This is a genomic window from Rhodococcus sp. 5A-K4 (assembly GCF_046097995.1).
Taxonomy (GTDB): Bacteria; Actinomycetota; Actinomycetes; order Mycobacteriales; family Mycobacteriaceae; genus Rhodococcus_F; species Rhodococcus_F erythropolis.
The window spans coordinates 81,734-97,270 of the sequence record NZ_JBJURM010000006.1; the positions used below are offsets into that span (position 1 = coordinate 81,734).

General features: G+C 62.6%; 11 protein-coding genes. 8 read left to right on the forward strand and 3 right to left on the reverse strand.

The window, feature by feature from the left end; translation table 11 throughout:
- Nucleotides 1-19 precede the first annotated feature (19 nt).
- Genes ACKAMS_RS10130 through ACKAMS_RS10140 form a run of 3 tightly spaced genes read left to right on the forward strand, consistent with a single transcriptional unit; the run spans nucleotide 20 to nucleotide 4,201 of the window.
- Entirely contained in the window at nucleotides 20-1,681 is a 1,662-nt protein-coding gene (locus tag ACKAMS_RS10130) for a class I adenylate-forming enzyme family protein (protein ID WP_408988963.1), read from the forward strand.
- Nucleotides 1,678-3,423 (forward strand): amidohydrolase family protein, encoded by a 1,746-nt coding sequence (locus ACKAMS_RS10135; RefSeq protein WP_070385054.1) that lies wholly within the window; start codon nucleotides 1,678-1,680, stop codon nucleotides 3,421-3,423. The genes ACKAMS_RS10130 and ACKAMS_RS10135 overlap by 4 nt, the downstream gene beginning before the upstream one ends.
- Nucleotides 3,413-4,201: an SDR family NAD(P)-dependent oxidoreductase gene (locus tag ACKAMS_RS10140; RefSeq protein WP_021345962.1), complete on the forward strand. Its 789-nt coding sequence runs from the start codon at nucleotides 3,413-3,415 to the stop codon at nucleotides 4,199-4,201. The genes ACKAMS_RS10135 and ACKAMS_RS10140 overlap by 11 nt, the downstream gene beginning before the upstream one ends.
- A 2-nt stretch (nucleotides 4,202-4,203) precedes the next feature.
- Here ACKAMS_RS10140 and ACKAMS_RS10145 read toward each other — a convergent pair whose 3' ends face one another.
- The 3 genes from ACKAMS_RS10145 to ACKAMS_RS10155 form a co-directional block, all read right to left on the reverse strand.
- Nucleotides 4,204-4,683, reverse strand: a complete 480-nt coding sequence (locus ACKAMS_RS10145) for a carboxymuconolactone decarboxylase family protein (protein WP_336503854.1) — start codon at nucleotides 4,681-4,683, stop codon at nucleotides 4,204-4,206.
- Nucleotides 4,680-5,804, reverse strand: a complete 1,125-nt coding sequence (locus tag ACKAMS_RS10150) for a dihydrodipicolinate reductase (RefSeq protein WP_408988964.1) — start codon at nucleotides 5,802-5,804, stop codon at nucleotides 4,680-4,682. The genes ACKAMS_RS10145 and ACKAMS_RS10150 overlap by 4 nt, the downstream gene beginning before the upstream one ends.
- A 61-nt stretch (nucleotides 5,805-5,865) precedes the next feature.
- Nucleotides 5,866-6,546, reverse strand: coding sequence for an NrtR DNA-binding winged helix domain-containing protein (locus ACKAMS_RS10155; RefSeq protein ID WP_047889437.1), 681 nt, complete (start codon nucleotides 6,544-6,546; stop codon nucleotides 5,866-5,868).
- A gap of 78 nt (nucleotides 6,547-6,624) precedes the next feature.
- On the opposite strand from ACKAMS_RS10155, the gene ACKAMS_RS10160 reads away from it, so the two are divergent.
- The 5 genes from ACKAMS_RS10160 (at nucleotide 6,625) to ACKAMS_RS10180 (ending at nucleotide 15,528) form a co-directional block, all read left to right on the forward strand.
- The gene (locus tag ACKAMS_RS10160) at nucleotides 6,625-8,562 is read left to right on the forward strand and encodes an O-acetyl-ADP-ribose deacetylase (RefSeq protein ID WP_408988965.1); all 1,938 of its coding nucleotides are present in this window, start codon (nucleotides 6,625-6,627) and stop codon (nucleotides 8,560-8,562) included.
- Nucleotides 8,563-8,832: 270 nt separating this feature from the next.
- Entirely contained in the window at nucleotides 8,833-9,975 is a 1,143-nt protein-coding gene (locus ACKAMS_RS10165; RefSeq protein WP_020909591.1) for an Ig-like domain-containing protein, read from the forward strand.
- 29 nt (nucleotides 9,976-10,004) lie between these two features.
- On the forward strand, nucleotides 10,005-11,750 hold the full coding sequence (locus tag ACKAMS_RS10170; protein ID WP_408988966.1) for an Ig-like domain-containing protein: 1,746 nt from the start codon (nucleotides 10,005-10,007) through the stop codon (nucleotides 11,748-11,750).
- A 104-nt stretch (nucleotides 11,751-11,854) separates the two neighbouring features.
- Nucleotides 11,855-13,978 carry a phosphocholine-specific phospholipase C gene (locus ACKAMS_RS10175; protein WP_408988967.1) on the forward strand — a complete coding sequence of 708 codons (2,124 nt, stop codon included), beginning with the start codon at nucleotides 11,855-11,857 and terminating at the stop codon, nucleotides 13,976-13,978.
- 80 nt (nucleotides 13,979-14,058) lie between these two features.
- Entirely contained in the window at nucleotides 14,059-15,528 is a 1,470-nt protein-coding gene (locus ACKAMS_RS10180; RefSeq protein ID WP_279218193.1) for a cellulase family glycosylhydrolase, read from the forward strand.
- Nucleotides 15,529-15,537: the final 9 nt, after the last annotated feature.

A 15,537-nucleotide genomic window follows, 5' to 3' on the forward strand; every position in this document is an offset into this window, starting at 1 on the left:
TCTTCGAAAGGCACTTCACGTGACTACTTCCGCTGATACACAAGCATTCATCGCGTCCGTCATGGCCGGGCTGACCGGCCCTGGTGGTCCTTTCGAGATGCAAGTCGAGGATGTACTCGGCAGCTCGATGCCCGTCATGAAGAACCGTGACAAGGCACTCGGCGACGTGCTCGCTGCATCCTTCGATTACGGATCACGCGACTACCTGGTGACCAAGAACCGGCGCTTCAGCTACCTCGAGAACGGCGAGGCCGTAGCAGCATTGGCCACCGCGCTGCGCGAGCGTTACGGCGTTCGCAAGGGCGATCGGGTGGGCATTCTCGCCGCCAATACGCCGGAATGGGTGATGACCTTCTGGGCGGCTCAGTCGCTTGGCGCCATCGCCGTCGGGTTCAACTCGTGGTGGGTGGCCCGTGAGGTGCAGTACGGCATCGATCACACCACTCCCACCGTGGTGATCGCCGACGCCAAACGCGCACAAGTTCTTTCCGAAGTGAACACCGATGTTCCCGTGCTCACGACGGAAGAAGATCTACCGGCCTTGATGGAGAAGTATTCGGGTTCTGCACTGCCCCGCACGTCCGTCGACGAGGACGATCCGGCCGTCATTCTTTACACGAGCGGAACCAGCGGCCGCCCCAAGGGAGCTGTTCACACTCATCGAAACGTGTTGGCCGTCATCGACTACCACCGCTACAGCGATCGCCTCGCTGCGGCGTTCACCGGCCGACCCAGTGACGGCCGACCCAGTGACTTGCGGTATCTGCTGACCGCGCCGCTGTTTCACATTGCAAGCCTGCATAACCTGGCGATCCCACGACTCGCGACGGGCGGAGCCGTCGTCATCCACCAGGGCGCCTTCGACGTCGACGAAGTCCTTTCCCTTGTCGAACGCGAGAAGGTCACCAACTGGGCGGTGGTCCCCACCATGGCAACCCGTCTCCTCGAACATGGCAGTCTCGAGAAGTACGACCTGACCTCACTGAGCGCCTTTGCACTCGCGTCTGCGCCGTCATCTCCGGCCTTGCAAGACCGCCTCCGCGCACGACTGCCTTTTGCGCAGCACACCTTGGTCGACAGTTACGGGCTCACCGAATCCTCCACCGGCATTTCGGTTGCCACGCCACCAGAACTCGCCGCGTTCCCCGGAACTCTCGGACGGCCAATCATCGGTGTGAGTGTGGAGGTCCGTGATCCTTTCGGTGTTGCGGTTCCCGACGGCGTGGAGGGCGAAATCTGCGCTCGCAGTCCGTATGTGATGTCGGGATACTGGAACGACGAGACTGCAACTGCTGCCGCCATCGGTCCCGACCGATGGCTCCGAACCGGCGACTTCGGAGTTCTCGAAGACGGCCGACTCCGCCTGACCGGCCGCCGGTCCGATCTGATCCTGCGCGGCGGCGAGAACGTCTACCCCCTCGAAATCGAGCAGACTATCGACGAGCATCCCGCGGTACTCGAATGCGCTGTGATCGGCATTGATTCGGCAGACCTCGGCCAAGAAGTGGCGGCCGTTGTCGTTCTTCGCAGCGAGGGAGCGGCGACCGAAGAAGAACTACGCGACTATGTCGCCGAACGACTGGCCTACTTCAAGGTGCCGGTGAAGTGGAAACTGAGCACAACTCCTCTGCCTCGCAATGCAACCGGGAAGACGATACGCGCAAAGGTGGCTATCTCATGACCTACGACGCCGTGATCAACAACGGTCTGTGGTTCGACGGCACCGGGGCGAAACCAGCTGTCCGCAATCTGGGTATCAGAGGCGGGCTGGTCACTGCCATCTCCCTCGATCCACTCGACGAAACCGACTGTCCCCGTGTCATCGACGCGCGGCGCAAGTGGGTGATCCCGGGCATCGTGGACATCCACACTCACTACGACGTCGAGATCCTCGAAGGCCCGGCGCTGAGCGAATCTCTCAGACACGGGGTCACGTCGATCTTTGTCGGATCGTGTTCCCTGTCCACCATTCACGCCAGCCCGTCGGACGCCGGCGACCTTTTCGGCCGCGTCGAAGCTATCCCACGCAAGCACGTCGTCGAATCACTCACGCGGGCCAAGACCTGGAACTCCGCGAGAGAGTATGTTGCTGCACTCGAGGCGCTTCCGCTAGGTCCCAACATTGCAGCCTTCATCGGACACTCCGACATGCGAGCCGCCGAGATGGGACTGGATCGTGCTACCAGGAAGGACGTGCACCCCACCGACACCGAACTCGCGTCGATGGAAGCACAGTTGACCGAAGCTCTCGACGCAGGATTCGTCGGGATGTCCAGTCAGCAATTGTTGTTCGACAAACTCGACGGTGAGACCTGCCGCTCACGCACGCTGCCGTCGACGTATGCAACCACGAAAGAACGACGCCGACTCAATGCGATCCTGCGCCGCCGAGGACGGGTATTTCAGGCCGGACCTGACCTCTCCAACCCGATGAGTACCGGAGCGATGGCGTTCTCCAGTGCGGGTATCTGGCGTAAGCGACTCAAGACGAGCATGCTTTCGGCGGCCGACATCAAGTCCAACAAGTTGGCCGTGGTGATCCTCGGCCCACTGGCACACTTGGTCAATCGACTCGGCGGCGACCTGCGCTGGCAGCACCTGCCAGTTCCCTTCGAGGTATATGCCGACGGCATCGACCTGGTTGTCTTCGAGGAGTTCGGATCCGGCGCTGCAGCACTGCATCTGACCGACGAGATGGAACGCAACGTTCTGATGCAGAGTGAGAAGTACCGTCGACAGTTCCGCAAGGACTACGATCAAAAATTCGGCGTCAAAGTCTGGCACCGCGACTTCTTCGACGCCGAAATCGTTTCCTGCCCCGACGAATGCCTTGTCGGCAAGAGCTTCGGGCAGGTCGGCGTCGAACGAGGCGGCCTCCACCCTGTCGATGCATTCCTGGATCTGGTCCTCGAACACGGCACGAAAGTGCGTTGGCGCACAACCATCTCGAACCACCGACCGGAGATTCTGGACAAGTTCGCCCAGGACAACGGCGTCCAACTCGGGTTCTCCGACGCCGGAGCGCATTTGCGCAACATGGCGTTCTACAACTTCGGCTTACGACTGCTACGACGTGTCTACGATGCCCAAAAGGTCGGCCGTCCCTTCATGACCGTCGAGGCAGCGGTGCATCGCCTCACCGGCGAACTGGCCGAGTGGTACGACGTCGATGCCGGGCACCTTCGATTAGGTGACCGCGCCGATCTGGTTGTGATCGATCCCGCCCATCTCGACGATTCACTCGAGGCGTACGCCGAAAGTCCGGTCGCGGAGTACGACAACCTCTCCCGCATGGTCAATCGCAACGATCAGACCGTCACCGCAGTGTTCGTCGGCGGCGAGTACGTCTTCGGCGACGGAGAAGCAGCACCCGTTCTCGGCAACCGCCGAACCGGAAAGTTCTTGAAAGCAGGTGCCCATTAACACGTCCAGATTTGCCGGCAAAACCGCGGTTGTCACCGGCGCAGCATCAGGTATCGGTGCAGCCATCGCACTACGACTTATCGGCGAAGGCGCACAGGTAGCCGGAATTGACATCGATGCAGAGGGTTTGAAGGAGTTAGCCTCCCAGCACGGCGCGTCTTTCCTCGCCGTTCCCGCTGACGTCACCAAGGAATCCGATGTTGCCGAGGCTATTGCCGCTGCGGCAGCGGAATTCGGCGGTATCGATCTGGCTTTCAACGTTGCCGGGGCGTCGAGGGTTGGGCAGATCGTCGACCTCGACGAGGCCGACTGGGACTTCACCATCGACCTGGTGCAGAAGGGCGTCTTCCTCTGCACCAAACATGAAGCGCGGCATATCCGAGAGCACGGTCGCGGTGGTGCGATAGTCAACGTGTCCTCATTGAACGCGCACGTACCGAGCCCCTACGGGAGCGCGTACGCGACAGGCAAAGCCGGGGTCGAGATGTTCAGCAAGAATGCCGCGATCGAACTCGCTGCGTCGGGGATCCGGGTCAATGCCGTTCTACCCGGCCTGGTCGACACGCCACTGGTCGCGCCGGTCATGAACTACGAACCCGCCCGCGACATGTTTCTCAGCCGAATTCCCATGTCCCGAGCGGCAACTCCCGACGAGATCGCGGGACCCTGCCTCTATCTCGCCAGCGACGACGCCTCGTACATCACCGGAACCAGTCTGGTCGTCGACGGCGGCTGGGAGGTCTCGAACTACCCGGATCTGACGACGCTGGGCAACTAGGTTCAGTTGCCGGGCAACATACATTGAGTGTCGAGGCCGAGGACGTGGTTGAGCCGGCCGAAGGCCAACCACGATCCGAGGCACATGCTCAACTCGACGATTTCTCGCTGGGAGTAGTGAGCTGTCATGCGTTCCCAGAACTCGTCGTCGAGCCCGTGGTGGTCGAGGGCGTATCTCTCGGCGTATTCGGCAGCGAGGCGCGTCCTGTCGTCGAAGGCATCTGTGGTGCGCCAATCGGTGACAGCCTGATCGAAAGTCGACTCCACAGTCTCGCCGTCACGCTCGGTGCGCCAGTCCTGACAGAAGATGCACCCGTTGATCTGAGCGATCCGAAGCCTGGCCGCCTCGAACTCGCGGAGTCCGAGAGTGCCGTCCGTGTAGACCTTTTGGGAGAACCCGGCGGCCGCGGGCCCGATGCCGGGAACCATCTCGCCCCACACGTAGCCGATCGGGTTCTTGCCTTCGGGTATGTCGATATTCATGTGAGTACCTCCGAGTTTCGGGCACCGAGCTTGCCGACGCCGGGTGTGAGCGGAACGTCCAGCGCGTCGTAGAGGCCGGGTTCAGCCTGACGTAGCCACGGAATTGCGTTGACGAGACGTCCTACGGCCGTGGCATTTCCACCGGCCGCGCGGTTTCCACCTTCATCGGTGGCTTCGACGTTGATCTCGATTCGTGGTCGTCCTTCGACGATCACCTTGTGCGCGCCGTCGCCTCCGTCGGGCGGGAGCGGCCAGTCGCGGGCACAGGACGGATGAATACGCGTGACGTGTTCGATCACGATCAGGGGTTCCCCGCCGACGATTCCCTGAACCTCGAATCGCAGTGCGCCTTGGGTGCCGGCTGCGAACTCCCCCATATGTTCGGTCGACACGGTTTCCTCGAGCGGGCGGCGCAGCAAGGTCTCGCGGATCTCGTCGAGTTCCACCCCGAGCGCTCGGGCGATGAGCCGAATCTGCCCGCCCCAGACCATGGTGGGAACACTGGGCGCGACCATCGGAGGTTCGTAGTCCATCGGCTGACCCATCCCGATCAGGTAGCGGACAGAATCCGGCTGTTCGTAGGTCGTGTAGTCGAAGATTTCCTGACACCGGATCTGGTCGATTGTCCCCGCGAGCCCGCTGACGAGAATCGGCAGGATGTCGTTGCCCCAGCCTGGGTCGATACCGGAGACGAACAGAGCGCCGCCGCCCGCCTTGGCTGCAGCTTCAACGGGATCACGAAGTTCGGGAGGCGCAGATTTCGGGTCGTACAGCGCATACACCGACGGCGTGACCACTACAGCTCCAGCGGCCAGCGCCCGCGTGATGTCGGCAACAGCGTCATCGGGCCGAATGTCGCCGGACGCCGCGTAGACCACCGCGCCGGGGGACGCTGCGAGCACGGCATCGGCGTGGTCGGTAGCCGCGACGCCCAGGTGCACTCCCAGATCCGCGAGGTCACCGGCGTCTCGCCCGACCTTTGCAGGGTTGGCAACGATGACGCCGACAAGTTCGAGGGCAGGATTGGCTGTCACAGCGCGAATCGATGCACGCCCGACGTTGCCGGTACCCCACACGACAGTCGGAATCTTGGACTCGGCTTCATTCGAAACTGCACCCATCAATCGGACATTACCCAGCTCAGCGCGTCAGGTCAGCAGAACTGCAAGAATTCGTTTCACTTCACCCGGTCAAAAATGCCATTGCCTGCGCAGTCAGTGCACCGTCACCCCGCCTCCGGTACGTCTCGGCGGGTCGGCCGTTACCTGGCCTGCTCATCTCGCCGGTACTTTCGAGCGCGTCGAACACCTGCCGGCGGAAGCTGTCCTTCTGGAACGGACGATCGAAGATCACCTCGTACAGTCCCCGAAGTTCGGCGACGGTGAACGTCCCGCCCGACAATCCGTCCGGATCCACGTACGACGCATACCTCGTGCGTAGGTCCGTGACCGCGAGTCGCACCATGTCGGCGTGATCGAATGCGAGTCCGCTCACTGCCTCGTCGTCGTACACATCGACGAGAAGCGCCGAATCGGGCAGTGCCGATTCCGGTAGGCAAGCCGTGTGTGCGACCGACAAAACCCATCCACGGTCGTCGCGGTCCGGTCGGTCGAAGATCGCCAACTGGTGAAAGCTCGTCTGGGCCAACTCTGCCTTGACCGACAGGGCACGATCGGCTGCGGCCGTGAGCAATTCGCGTTCGTGCAGAAATGTTCCCGGTAGCGCCAGCGCACCGAGACGGTGCCGAACCACCAGAACTTTCAGAGATCCACCGCTGTACGTCAGCACCGCGACGTCCACTGCCACAGACGGACGCGGATAGTCCGTCAATCGCTTGCCGCTCGTGTCTGTCCATTTATTCACCCTTGCATGTTATCTCAAATATGATCTATGGTTAGCGCAAAGTTGATCAAACGATCATCGCGAACCGAAGAGGTGGCTATGAAACTCACCGCACAGCAGTCCGATCGAGCGGCCGGCGTTCTGCTCGGCACCGCAGCAGGAGACGCACTCGGCGCCGGCTACGAATTCACCTATCCGAAGGCCGAGATCGACATCGACATGATCGGTGGCGGCCCGTTCGACTGGGCACCGGGAGAATGGACCGACGACACCTCGATGGCAGTTGCGATCGCCGAGGTGGCCGCTACCGGAATCGACATCGTAAGCTCTGGCGGTCTTGATGCCATTGCAGCACAGTTCATCCGGTGGTACGACTCGACGCCCGCGGACATCGGCAACCAGACGCGAGCAGTGTTGTCTGCCCGCTCCGAAAGCGCAGCGGCGATGGCGGATCGTGCGCGGGCGATCAGCGGCCGCAAGGCCGGCAACGGCTCGCTCATGCGGACTGCTCCCGTCGCCCTCTCCTACTTGGACGATGCAGAAGGTGCCATGGCGGCCGCGCACCGGATCAGTTCACTCACGCACGACGACCCGCGTGCCGGACAGGCGTGTGAGTTGTGGACCCATGCCATCCGCCATGCCGTTGTCGCCGGCAACTTCGACGGCGTTCGAGGCTTCCTCTCCGTTGCCGATCAGGAGGTAGCCGAATACTGGGGCCCGCTGCTCGATCAGGCCGAAACCGGGAACCCGCAGGACTTCTCCAAGAACGGTTGGGTGGTGCATGCACTTCAGACTGCTTGGTGGGCCATCACTTCCACGGACAATGCCGACGCTCGCCACCTCCAGTACGCATTGGAAGCAGCCGTACGAGCCGGCGGGGACACCGACACGACTGCGGCCATCGCGGGTGGCCTTCTCGGCGCCCGTTGGGGAGCGTCGGCGGTTCCCGCCCGCTGGCGCCGAATCATGCACGGCTGGCCGGGATACCGTTCCTCCGATCTGGTTCGCCTGGCGATCAAGACTGCTCGCGGCGGTACCGACGACCAGAACGGATGGCCGTCGACCGCAGAACTCGATTACTCGAAATTCCGCGGAACCCACCACCTGACCACACATCCGCATGACGACGGCGTGATGCTCGGCGGCGTCGATGCGGTGTCCACTGCAGACTACGACGCCGTGGTCAGCCTGTGCCGCATGGGAACACGGCAGGTCAGCTCCGATCACGTCGAGTTCTGGTTGGTCGACGACGGTCACGATTCCAACGCCAACCTCGAGTTCGTTATCGACGACGCAGCGCGCACCGTCCAGGCGTTGCGGGCCGAGGGAAAGCGCGTACTCCTTCATTGCGTTCAGGCGCACAGTCGCACACCGTCGGTTGCGGCGCGATACTCGATGTTGATCGGACGTGACCCCTACGACGTACGCTCGGCTATGCCGTGGGCTCGCCCGAAGCGTGAACTCTGGAACACGGCAGTCGGAAACACGGCCGTCGGAAACACAGCCGTCGGGTACACAGGAGGATCCATGCCCGCTATTACCGTCGTCGAAGGTGACATCACGACGCTGACTGTCGACGCCATCGTCAATGCGGCCAACTCCAGGCTCCTCGGCGGTGGCGGTGTCGACGGCGCGATCCACCGAGCCGGAGGACCGGAGATCCTGAAGGCCTGCGAGGTATTGCGCAACACCAGCCTTCCCGACGGCCTCCCGGTGGGTGCGGCCGTGGCCACCACCGCGGGAAAGCTCCACGCCAAGGCCGTGATTCACACCGTCGGCCCGAGGTATTCGCGCTCCGAGGACCGATCCGGATTGCTTCGGTCGGCGTACACCCGCAGTCTCGCCGTTGCCGACTCGATCGGCGCACGAACCGTCGCCTTTCCGTTGATCTCGGCAGGGGTTTACGGCTGGCCGAAGGAAGATGCGGTCCGACAGGCCGTTTCAGCGATTCGCACGGCGAAGACCGAGGTCGAGACGGTCACACTGGTCGCATTCAACAAGGAGACGGCAGAACTGATGCGCCGCGCGATCGCCTGACCGTTTACCGGGCCCACTTCACGCCACGTCAAAGCAGTGCAGAGCGGTCAGTGAAGTGGAGAAATTTCGCCGGTTGGACGTTTGTCCAACAATTTGTCCGAATCGCATATTTTGCGGGTCGCTCTGTGTTCTACTCCTCTCCAGGGTTTGAGCTGGTGGTGAGCAAACGACGAAGACGTATTCGCTTCTCTGTCAGCTCGAGGCCGGTTCCCGGACCCGGCTTCAAGCCGAGAGCTCGATTTTTTCGAGCGCTACTCAAGGAGAATGTGAATGGTGTCGACGTTGATGCGCCGAGGAGTAGGGGTGGCCGCATCCTTGACCGGATGCGTTGCCCTGGTCGTCGGCGGAGCGGGAGTTTCATCCGCCGCTGATGTGAACCTTCCGTTCACGGCATCGTGTCACGGGTGGCAGTTCCCCGGTCCGATCACACACAACGAGACGCGTGATTCCGGCGTCACGATCAGTGCCCCGACCGTGGTTCCGCCGAACTCGACATTCACCTACCGACTCGCCCCCAAGCCGATGACGGTCCCCAATGACGGCTACGACCTCAGGTCCGTCGTGAACTGGACGCGTCTCAAGTTCGATTTCGACATCCCTGCAGGCACCTCCTACGTGGGGGCGCAGATCGTGGCCGGCACCAGCTCGAATCTGGGTGGGGTCGCCCCGACTATCACGCGGGTGAACGATGCCGGTTCACCCGATCCGAATGGGACGCATCTTCGTATCTCCGGCAACAACATCACGGCGGGCAACGGACCCAACACCGACGACAACGGCGGCGGCGGAATCGAGGTCGGTGGAGGAAAGACGTTCCAGCTCCCGGCAGTCGACGTCACCGTCACGTCAGGGGCTGTGGGAACCCAGATCAAGCCCATGCTCCGCGTTTCCGACACCAACTCCGGTTCCTACGACAGTGCCGCCAACTACCTGACTTTCCTGCAACAGGAGACACTGCTCGGTGGCGTCAAATACTGGCTGACCACCAATTGCTCACCACGCGACAATCGTTCGGCCGGATTGAACGCAGGCGGCCAGCCGCTCGCCGTGATCAATGTCGACTCCAGTCTCGCTCAGACACAGACGCGAATCGACGCACCCGGTAAAGCTGTCGTCGGTGACTCCGTGGAGCTGACGGCAACGGTCACTCCGTGGCCGTCGGGAGGAACAGTGCAGTTCCGTGACGGAGGGGTCGACCTCGGCGCTCCGGTGGCCGTCGTCAACGGTGTCGCAAAGGCCAACCGCACGATGACAACAGCGGGCGACCACAACATCACGGCGTACTACACGGGATCTGCCGGTTTCATGGAATCGATGTCGGGCGCCGTGACGATCAACGTGGTCGAACCGTCCGAGCCCGAGCCTGGCACCGGTAGCCTCGGCAGCCTTGGTACCCCCGGATTCGGGTCGTGAAAACTGTGAGCAGAAACCAGGATTCGTCGATGAACTCGAAACTGTTACGCGGCTCTGCGATTGCAACCGTCTCGGTACTGGCCGGCGGCTTGTTCTCCATCGTCGGCGGCGGAATCGCCTCTGCTGCCCCCGAGACCAAGAGCGTGGCCTTCACAACTGCATGCCATGTGCGCGAGATGGACGGTGCGGCAAGCCCGATCACGTTCAACGAGACGCTCGGCTCGGGGGTCACCATCACCGCGCCGACCACCGCGGCACCAGGTGAGACCATCACCTACCGGGTGCAGCCGAACGAGATGAAGGCAAACGGCGGCGGCCATGCCAGCCGTGGAGTCGTGCATTGGGCCCGGATCAAGTACGACTTCGACATCCCGTCGGGCGTCGAATTCGTGAGTTCCCAGCTTGTGGCGGACAGTGTGTACGGCCTCGGATCCGACAGTGCCACTCCAACAGTCACACAGATCGACGACGGCGGCAATCCATCGGCATCCGGTACGCACCTGCGTATCTCCGGATCGAATCGGACCATCGGAAACGGTCCGTCCTCCGCAGTTCGATCGAGTGACGGCATCATCGTCGGCGCCAACACCAAGTTCCGACTCCCCGCAGTCGACGTCACAGTCAAAGCCGGTGCGGCTGGTAGCGAGATCAAGCCTTCGCTGCGAGTTTCCGATCCCGGCTCCGCCAACTACGACGATGACCGAAATGCGCTCACATTCGTCCAGCGCGAAAAGGACGTCTTCGGAGTCAACTACTGGGAGCGCTACAACTGCTCCCCGCGGGACAACAGGAACTCCGGCCTCAACGCCGGTGGGCAGGCCCTGACCACCATCTACGTCAGCCAACCGACAACCACCACAATCCAGATGCCCGGCTCGATCCAAGCCAGCACACCGACAGAGCTTGTCGCAAAGGTGGATCCGGCGCCGGTCAACGGAAACGTGCAGTTCAGGGTGGACGGCGCTGACGTCGGTACACCTGTCACGCCCGGTGCCGACGGCACTGCCCGGCTACCGCATACCTTCTTCACCGCCGGAACCGCGCGGGTCTCCGCAACGTTCCAGGGAGTCAACGGATTCCAGAGTTCCAACTCGACAGAGGCGATGGTCACGGTGACTGCCGCACCTGTCGTCAAGCAAACCGACACTGCCGTGAACGTTCCTACCGATGCAAAGACGGGCGTATCGGTGTCGCTGAGGGCGCAGGTCACGCCGACCCCCACTGGTGGCACTCTCCAGTTCAAGGATGGCGCTGCAAATATCGGTGCCCCGATCCCGGTGGGCGCTGACGGAAAAGCCACTCTGGAACACGCATTCACCTCGGCCGGATCTCATGCAGTGTCGGCCTACTACTCCGGCGCAACAGGATTCATGCCGTCGATGGCATCAGCCCAAACGGTCACCGTGTCTGATCCCGCGCCGTCCGATGTCACCACCTCGACCTCACTGGCAGCTCCTACGACGGCCAAGCAGAATGTCGCGGCAGAACTTTCCGCAACGGTCAGTCCTAATCCGGGCGGGGGTTCGGTTCAGTTCTTCGACGGTGACCAACCCATCGGACAACCCGTTGTCGTCGGTGTCGATGGTGTGGCGCGACTGACGCACACTTTCGCATCGACGGGCGATCATCCGATCAAGGCGGCATACGCCGGGCGAAGCGGATTCACGCAGTCTGCGTCGGACGAATCCGTCGTAAAGGTTTCTGCTGCGCCTGATGATGGCGGAAACGGCGGCTCGGGCAGCCTCGGTTCGCTGGGCGGTCTCTTCGGTTCCTGATCGCATTTCTCTCGACACTGTTGCCGCTGCACCGATTCGGAGCAGCGGCAACAGCATGTCGCGGCCGTAGTCATAGCACTGATTGATTGATCGATGGAGCACAAGTGTCCAGGAATTCCTTTTCTCGACGGTCGTTTCTCGCCGCCGGGGTCGGTGCGACTGCAGTCGCCGCCGCTTCCCTTCTGCCGCCGTCGCTTCAACGTGCACTGGCGACACCCGCAAACTCCGGCGGGCTCGATTCGATCGAGCATGTTGTCCTCGTCATGCAGGAGAACAGATCTTTCGACCACTACTACGGCGCTCTGAGGGGTGTTCGCGGCTTCGGGGATCCGAATGCGTTGCGTCTACGCAGCGGCCAAAGCGTCTTCGAGCAACCCGGGCTTACCGGTCCTGTGCTCCCCTTCCCCATCCGCGATTCCGCTGCTGCACAACGCATGGACGCCCAGAACGTCACCGGGCTGGATCACAGCTGGGCAGGCGGACATGCCGCACTCGCCGACGGCTGGCACGACGGTTGGATTGCGGCAAAGACCGGTACGACGATGGCGTACTACGACCGGCAAGACATTCCCTTTCATTACGAACTGGCGGACTCGTTCACGATCTGCGACGCCTACCACTGCTCCGTTCCGACGTCGACGAGCCCCAACCGGAACTATTGGGTCTCTGGATACACCGGATACGAGCCACTTTCGCCTAATCCGACCGAGTCGGTCCTGCCTTCGGATCCGCCCGGCCCCGAGGGAAGAGCTGTAACCAATGCGGCCTACAACCCCTGGCACGCCGGCTACGGATGGACGACGGTTCCCGAGCGGTTGCAGTCCGCCGGCATTTCCTGGAAGACCTACCAAGAGTGGGACAACTTCGGAGACAACAACCTCGAATACTTCACTGCCTTCAAGAAAGTGGCGGCAGGGCTGCTTGGTCGGCCAAGCCTGCTCCCCTACGAACTGCAGACCTTGGCCGGGTTCTATCTCGCCCTGCCGTCGATGCCGGCGCCGGTCCAGGACGCAGCGGTACTGGCCCTCGAGAATGCTGCAGACCAACTGTCGCCTGCTGATCGCCAACTCTACGATCGCGCACTGTACCGATCCCGGCCCGGCACACTGGCCGCCGAGTTCAGGAAGGACGTCGCGTCGGGCCGACTGCCGCAAGTCAGTTATCTCGTTCCGTCCGAAGTGGATTCGGAGCACCCATCGGGATCGTCACCTGCGGCGAGCGCAACACTGCTCTATCAAGTGCTCGACGCCGTCGCCTCCGATCCCGATCTGTGGGCGAAGACGGCCGTGATCGTCAACTTCGACGAGAACGACGGGTACTTCGACCATGTACCGCCACCTCGACCGCCGCGCTCGGTCGAAACCGAATGGGTCGGCAATCAGCCGCTCGGCCTCGGCCCGAGGGTGCCGATGACGATCATCTCGCCGTGGACTGTTGGCGGTTTCGTTTGTTCACAAGTGTTCGACCACACGTCCGTCACGCAATTCCTGGAGAAGCGGTTCGGAATCACGCAGCCGGAAATCGACCCGTGGCGACGCACGGTGAGTGGCGACCTGACGTCGGCGTTCGACTTCGCCAACCCGCGTAGCCGACCGACTTTGGCGCGCCCGCAGCCCACTCCGCCTCTGGAACCGCGGTGGACACCGACCCCACCCACCGAACAGAGAATGCCCCTGCAGGAAAGCGGCACTCGACCAGCACGGGCCCTCCCCTATCAGCCCGACGCCTACACGACGGTGAACCCGGAAACCGGCTCGTTGACGGTCCATCTGGTCAATGCCGGTGCCGCATCAACTCACCTGGCCTTGTACCCGTACGCAGGTGAGTTCGACGAGCCACGGCATTACGACCTCCTGGGCGAGGTCGATGACACCGTTGCGCTCAGTGATCGCGTCTACAGCCTGATCCTGTTGGGTCCCAATGGTTTCAGGCGCGAATTCAGTGGAGCTACAGACAGTGCGGCAGCTTCGCTCGACGTCTCGACAACCATCGACGCAGGGTCGCGCGCGCTTGTACTGACCGCGAACAATTCCGGAAGTCGTGCACTCTCCGTCGACGTCGACGGAGACCGACGGAAGCTCGCTGCCGGCGCACGCGGTCGGTGGGCGGTGGAGTCGGTGGACGGCTGGTATCAGGCCACCGTGACAGTCGACGAAGATCCTGAATTCAAGCGGGTGCTCGTCGGACACATCGAAAACGGGCGTACCAGCGTAAGCCAACCGACGTGAATCGACACCGAGTGATCAAGACCAGGTCTGAATCCCCAGTCGGACAAGTCAATCCATCCACACATCCAGGAGGAGTTTCCGTGCGCCGTATCCCGCTCTCAGCACTGATAGTCGCGGGCTCACTGATACTGGGCGGCGGTATTGCCGCGGCTCAGGGCAGCCTGCCCACGTCGGGGAGTGCCGGCGGCACGGACGTGCCGCCGTCGTACCTGACCGACGACGCCGGCCGCTCCTTGATCCTGCGAGGGTTCAACACGGCGTCGAGCGCAAAAAGCGCACCCGACGGCATGCCGAAGTTCACCGAAGCCGACCTCGAACGCGAACATGCCGACATGGGAACAAATTTCGTGCGGTTCCTGATCTCCTGGCGTTCGGTCGAACCGGAACCAGGACAGTACGACCAGGCGTATCTCGACCGCGTCGAGGACCGGGTCAGCTGGTACGCCGAGCGCGGCTACAAGGTCATGCTCGACATGCATCAAGACGTCTACTCCGGCGCGATCACACCAGAGGGCAACAGCGGCAACGGCGCAGGCAACATCGGCAACGGCGCACCGGCCTGGGCGACTTACATGGACGGCCTTCCGGTCAGCCCTCAAGACCGCTGGGAGCTGTACTACATCCAACCCGGCGTGATGCGCGCATTCGACAACTTCTGGAACACCACCGGCCAACACCCCGAACTGGTCGAGCACTACGCGAACGCATGGCAGGCGGTGGCCGAACGTTTTGCAGGCAATGACACCGTCGTGGCATACGACCTGATGAACGAGCCGTGGGGCGGTTCCCTCCAAGGCCCCGCGTTCGAAGGTGGGCCCCTCGCTGCCCTGTATCAGCGAACCACCAACGCCATCAGGGAAGTTGATCAGGACAGCTGGGTGTGTGTGGCCCCGCAGGCCGTCGGCGTCAACCAAGGTGTCCCCAGCGGACTGACGAAGATCAACGACCCGCGAGCCGGCGAACAGCGAATCGCCTACTGCCCACACCTGTACCCACTGCCCCTCGACCTCGGTGACGGATACTCCGGCCTCTCACGCACACTCACCGACGCGACCATCGACACCTGGCGCGACAGCGTCGAACACATCGCCGGAAACGTACTCGGCGGCGTCCCGGTCATTCTCGGCGAATTCGGGCTCGACACAACACTGCCCGGCGCAACCGACTACATCGACCGCGTCTACACGACCGCCCGAGAACTCGGCGCGGGCGTCTCGTACTGGTCCAGTGATCCGGGGCCTTGGGGCCCGTACCTGCCGGACGGAACACAGACACTCCTCGTCGACACCCTGAACAAGCCGTATCCGCGTGCCGTCGCTGGCACACCCACCGAATGGTCCTCGAGCGTTGACCGCCTTCAGTTGACGTTCACCCCGAACCCCGCGGTGACGGCGCCGACCGAGATCTACCTACCCGAGAGCGGCTTTCCCGGCGGCGTCGACGTCGCAGGCGCCGACATCGTGAACTGGAACCCCCAAAGCCGTCTTCTCACAGTGGAAACCGCGGACGACGCGGGCCCCGTCACAGTCACGGTGACGCCGGCAAGCTGATCGCGAGCG

Coding starts and splice junctions, on each gene's coding strand:
- ACKAMS_RS10135 (WP_070385054.1), top strand. CDS start 1,678: ATGACCTACGACGCCGTGATCAACAACGGTCTGTGGTTCGACGGCACC.
- ACKAMS_RS10145 (WP_336503854.1), bottom strand. CDS start 4,683: ATGAATATCGACATACCCGAAGGCAAGAACCCGATCGGCTACGTGTGG.
- ACKAMS_RS10150 (WP_408988964.1), bottom strand. CDS start 5,804: ATGGGTGCAGTTTCGAATGAAGCCGAGTCCAAGATTCCGACTGTCGTG.
- ACKAMS_RS10160 (WP_408988965.1), top strand. CDS start 6,625: ATGAAACTCACCGCACAGCAGTCCGATCGAGCGGCCGGCGTTCTGCTC.
- ACKAMS_RS10165 (WP_020909591.1), top strand. CDS start 8,833: ATGGTGTCGACGTTGATGCGCCGAGGAGTAGGGGTGGCCGCATCCTTG.
- ACKAMS_RS10170 (WP_408988966.1), top strand. CDS start 10,005: ATGAACTCGAAACTGTTACGCGGCTCTGCGATTGCAACCGTCTCGGTA.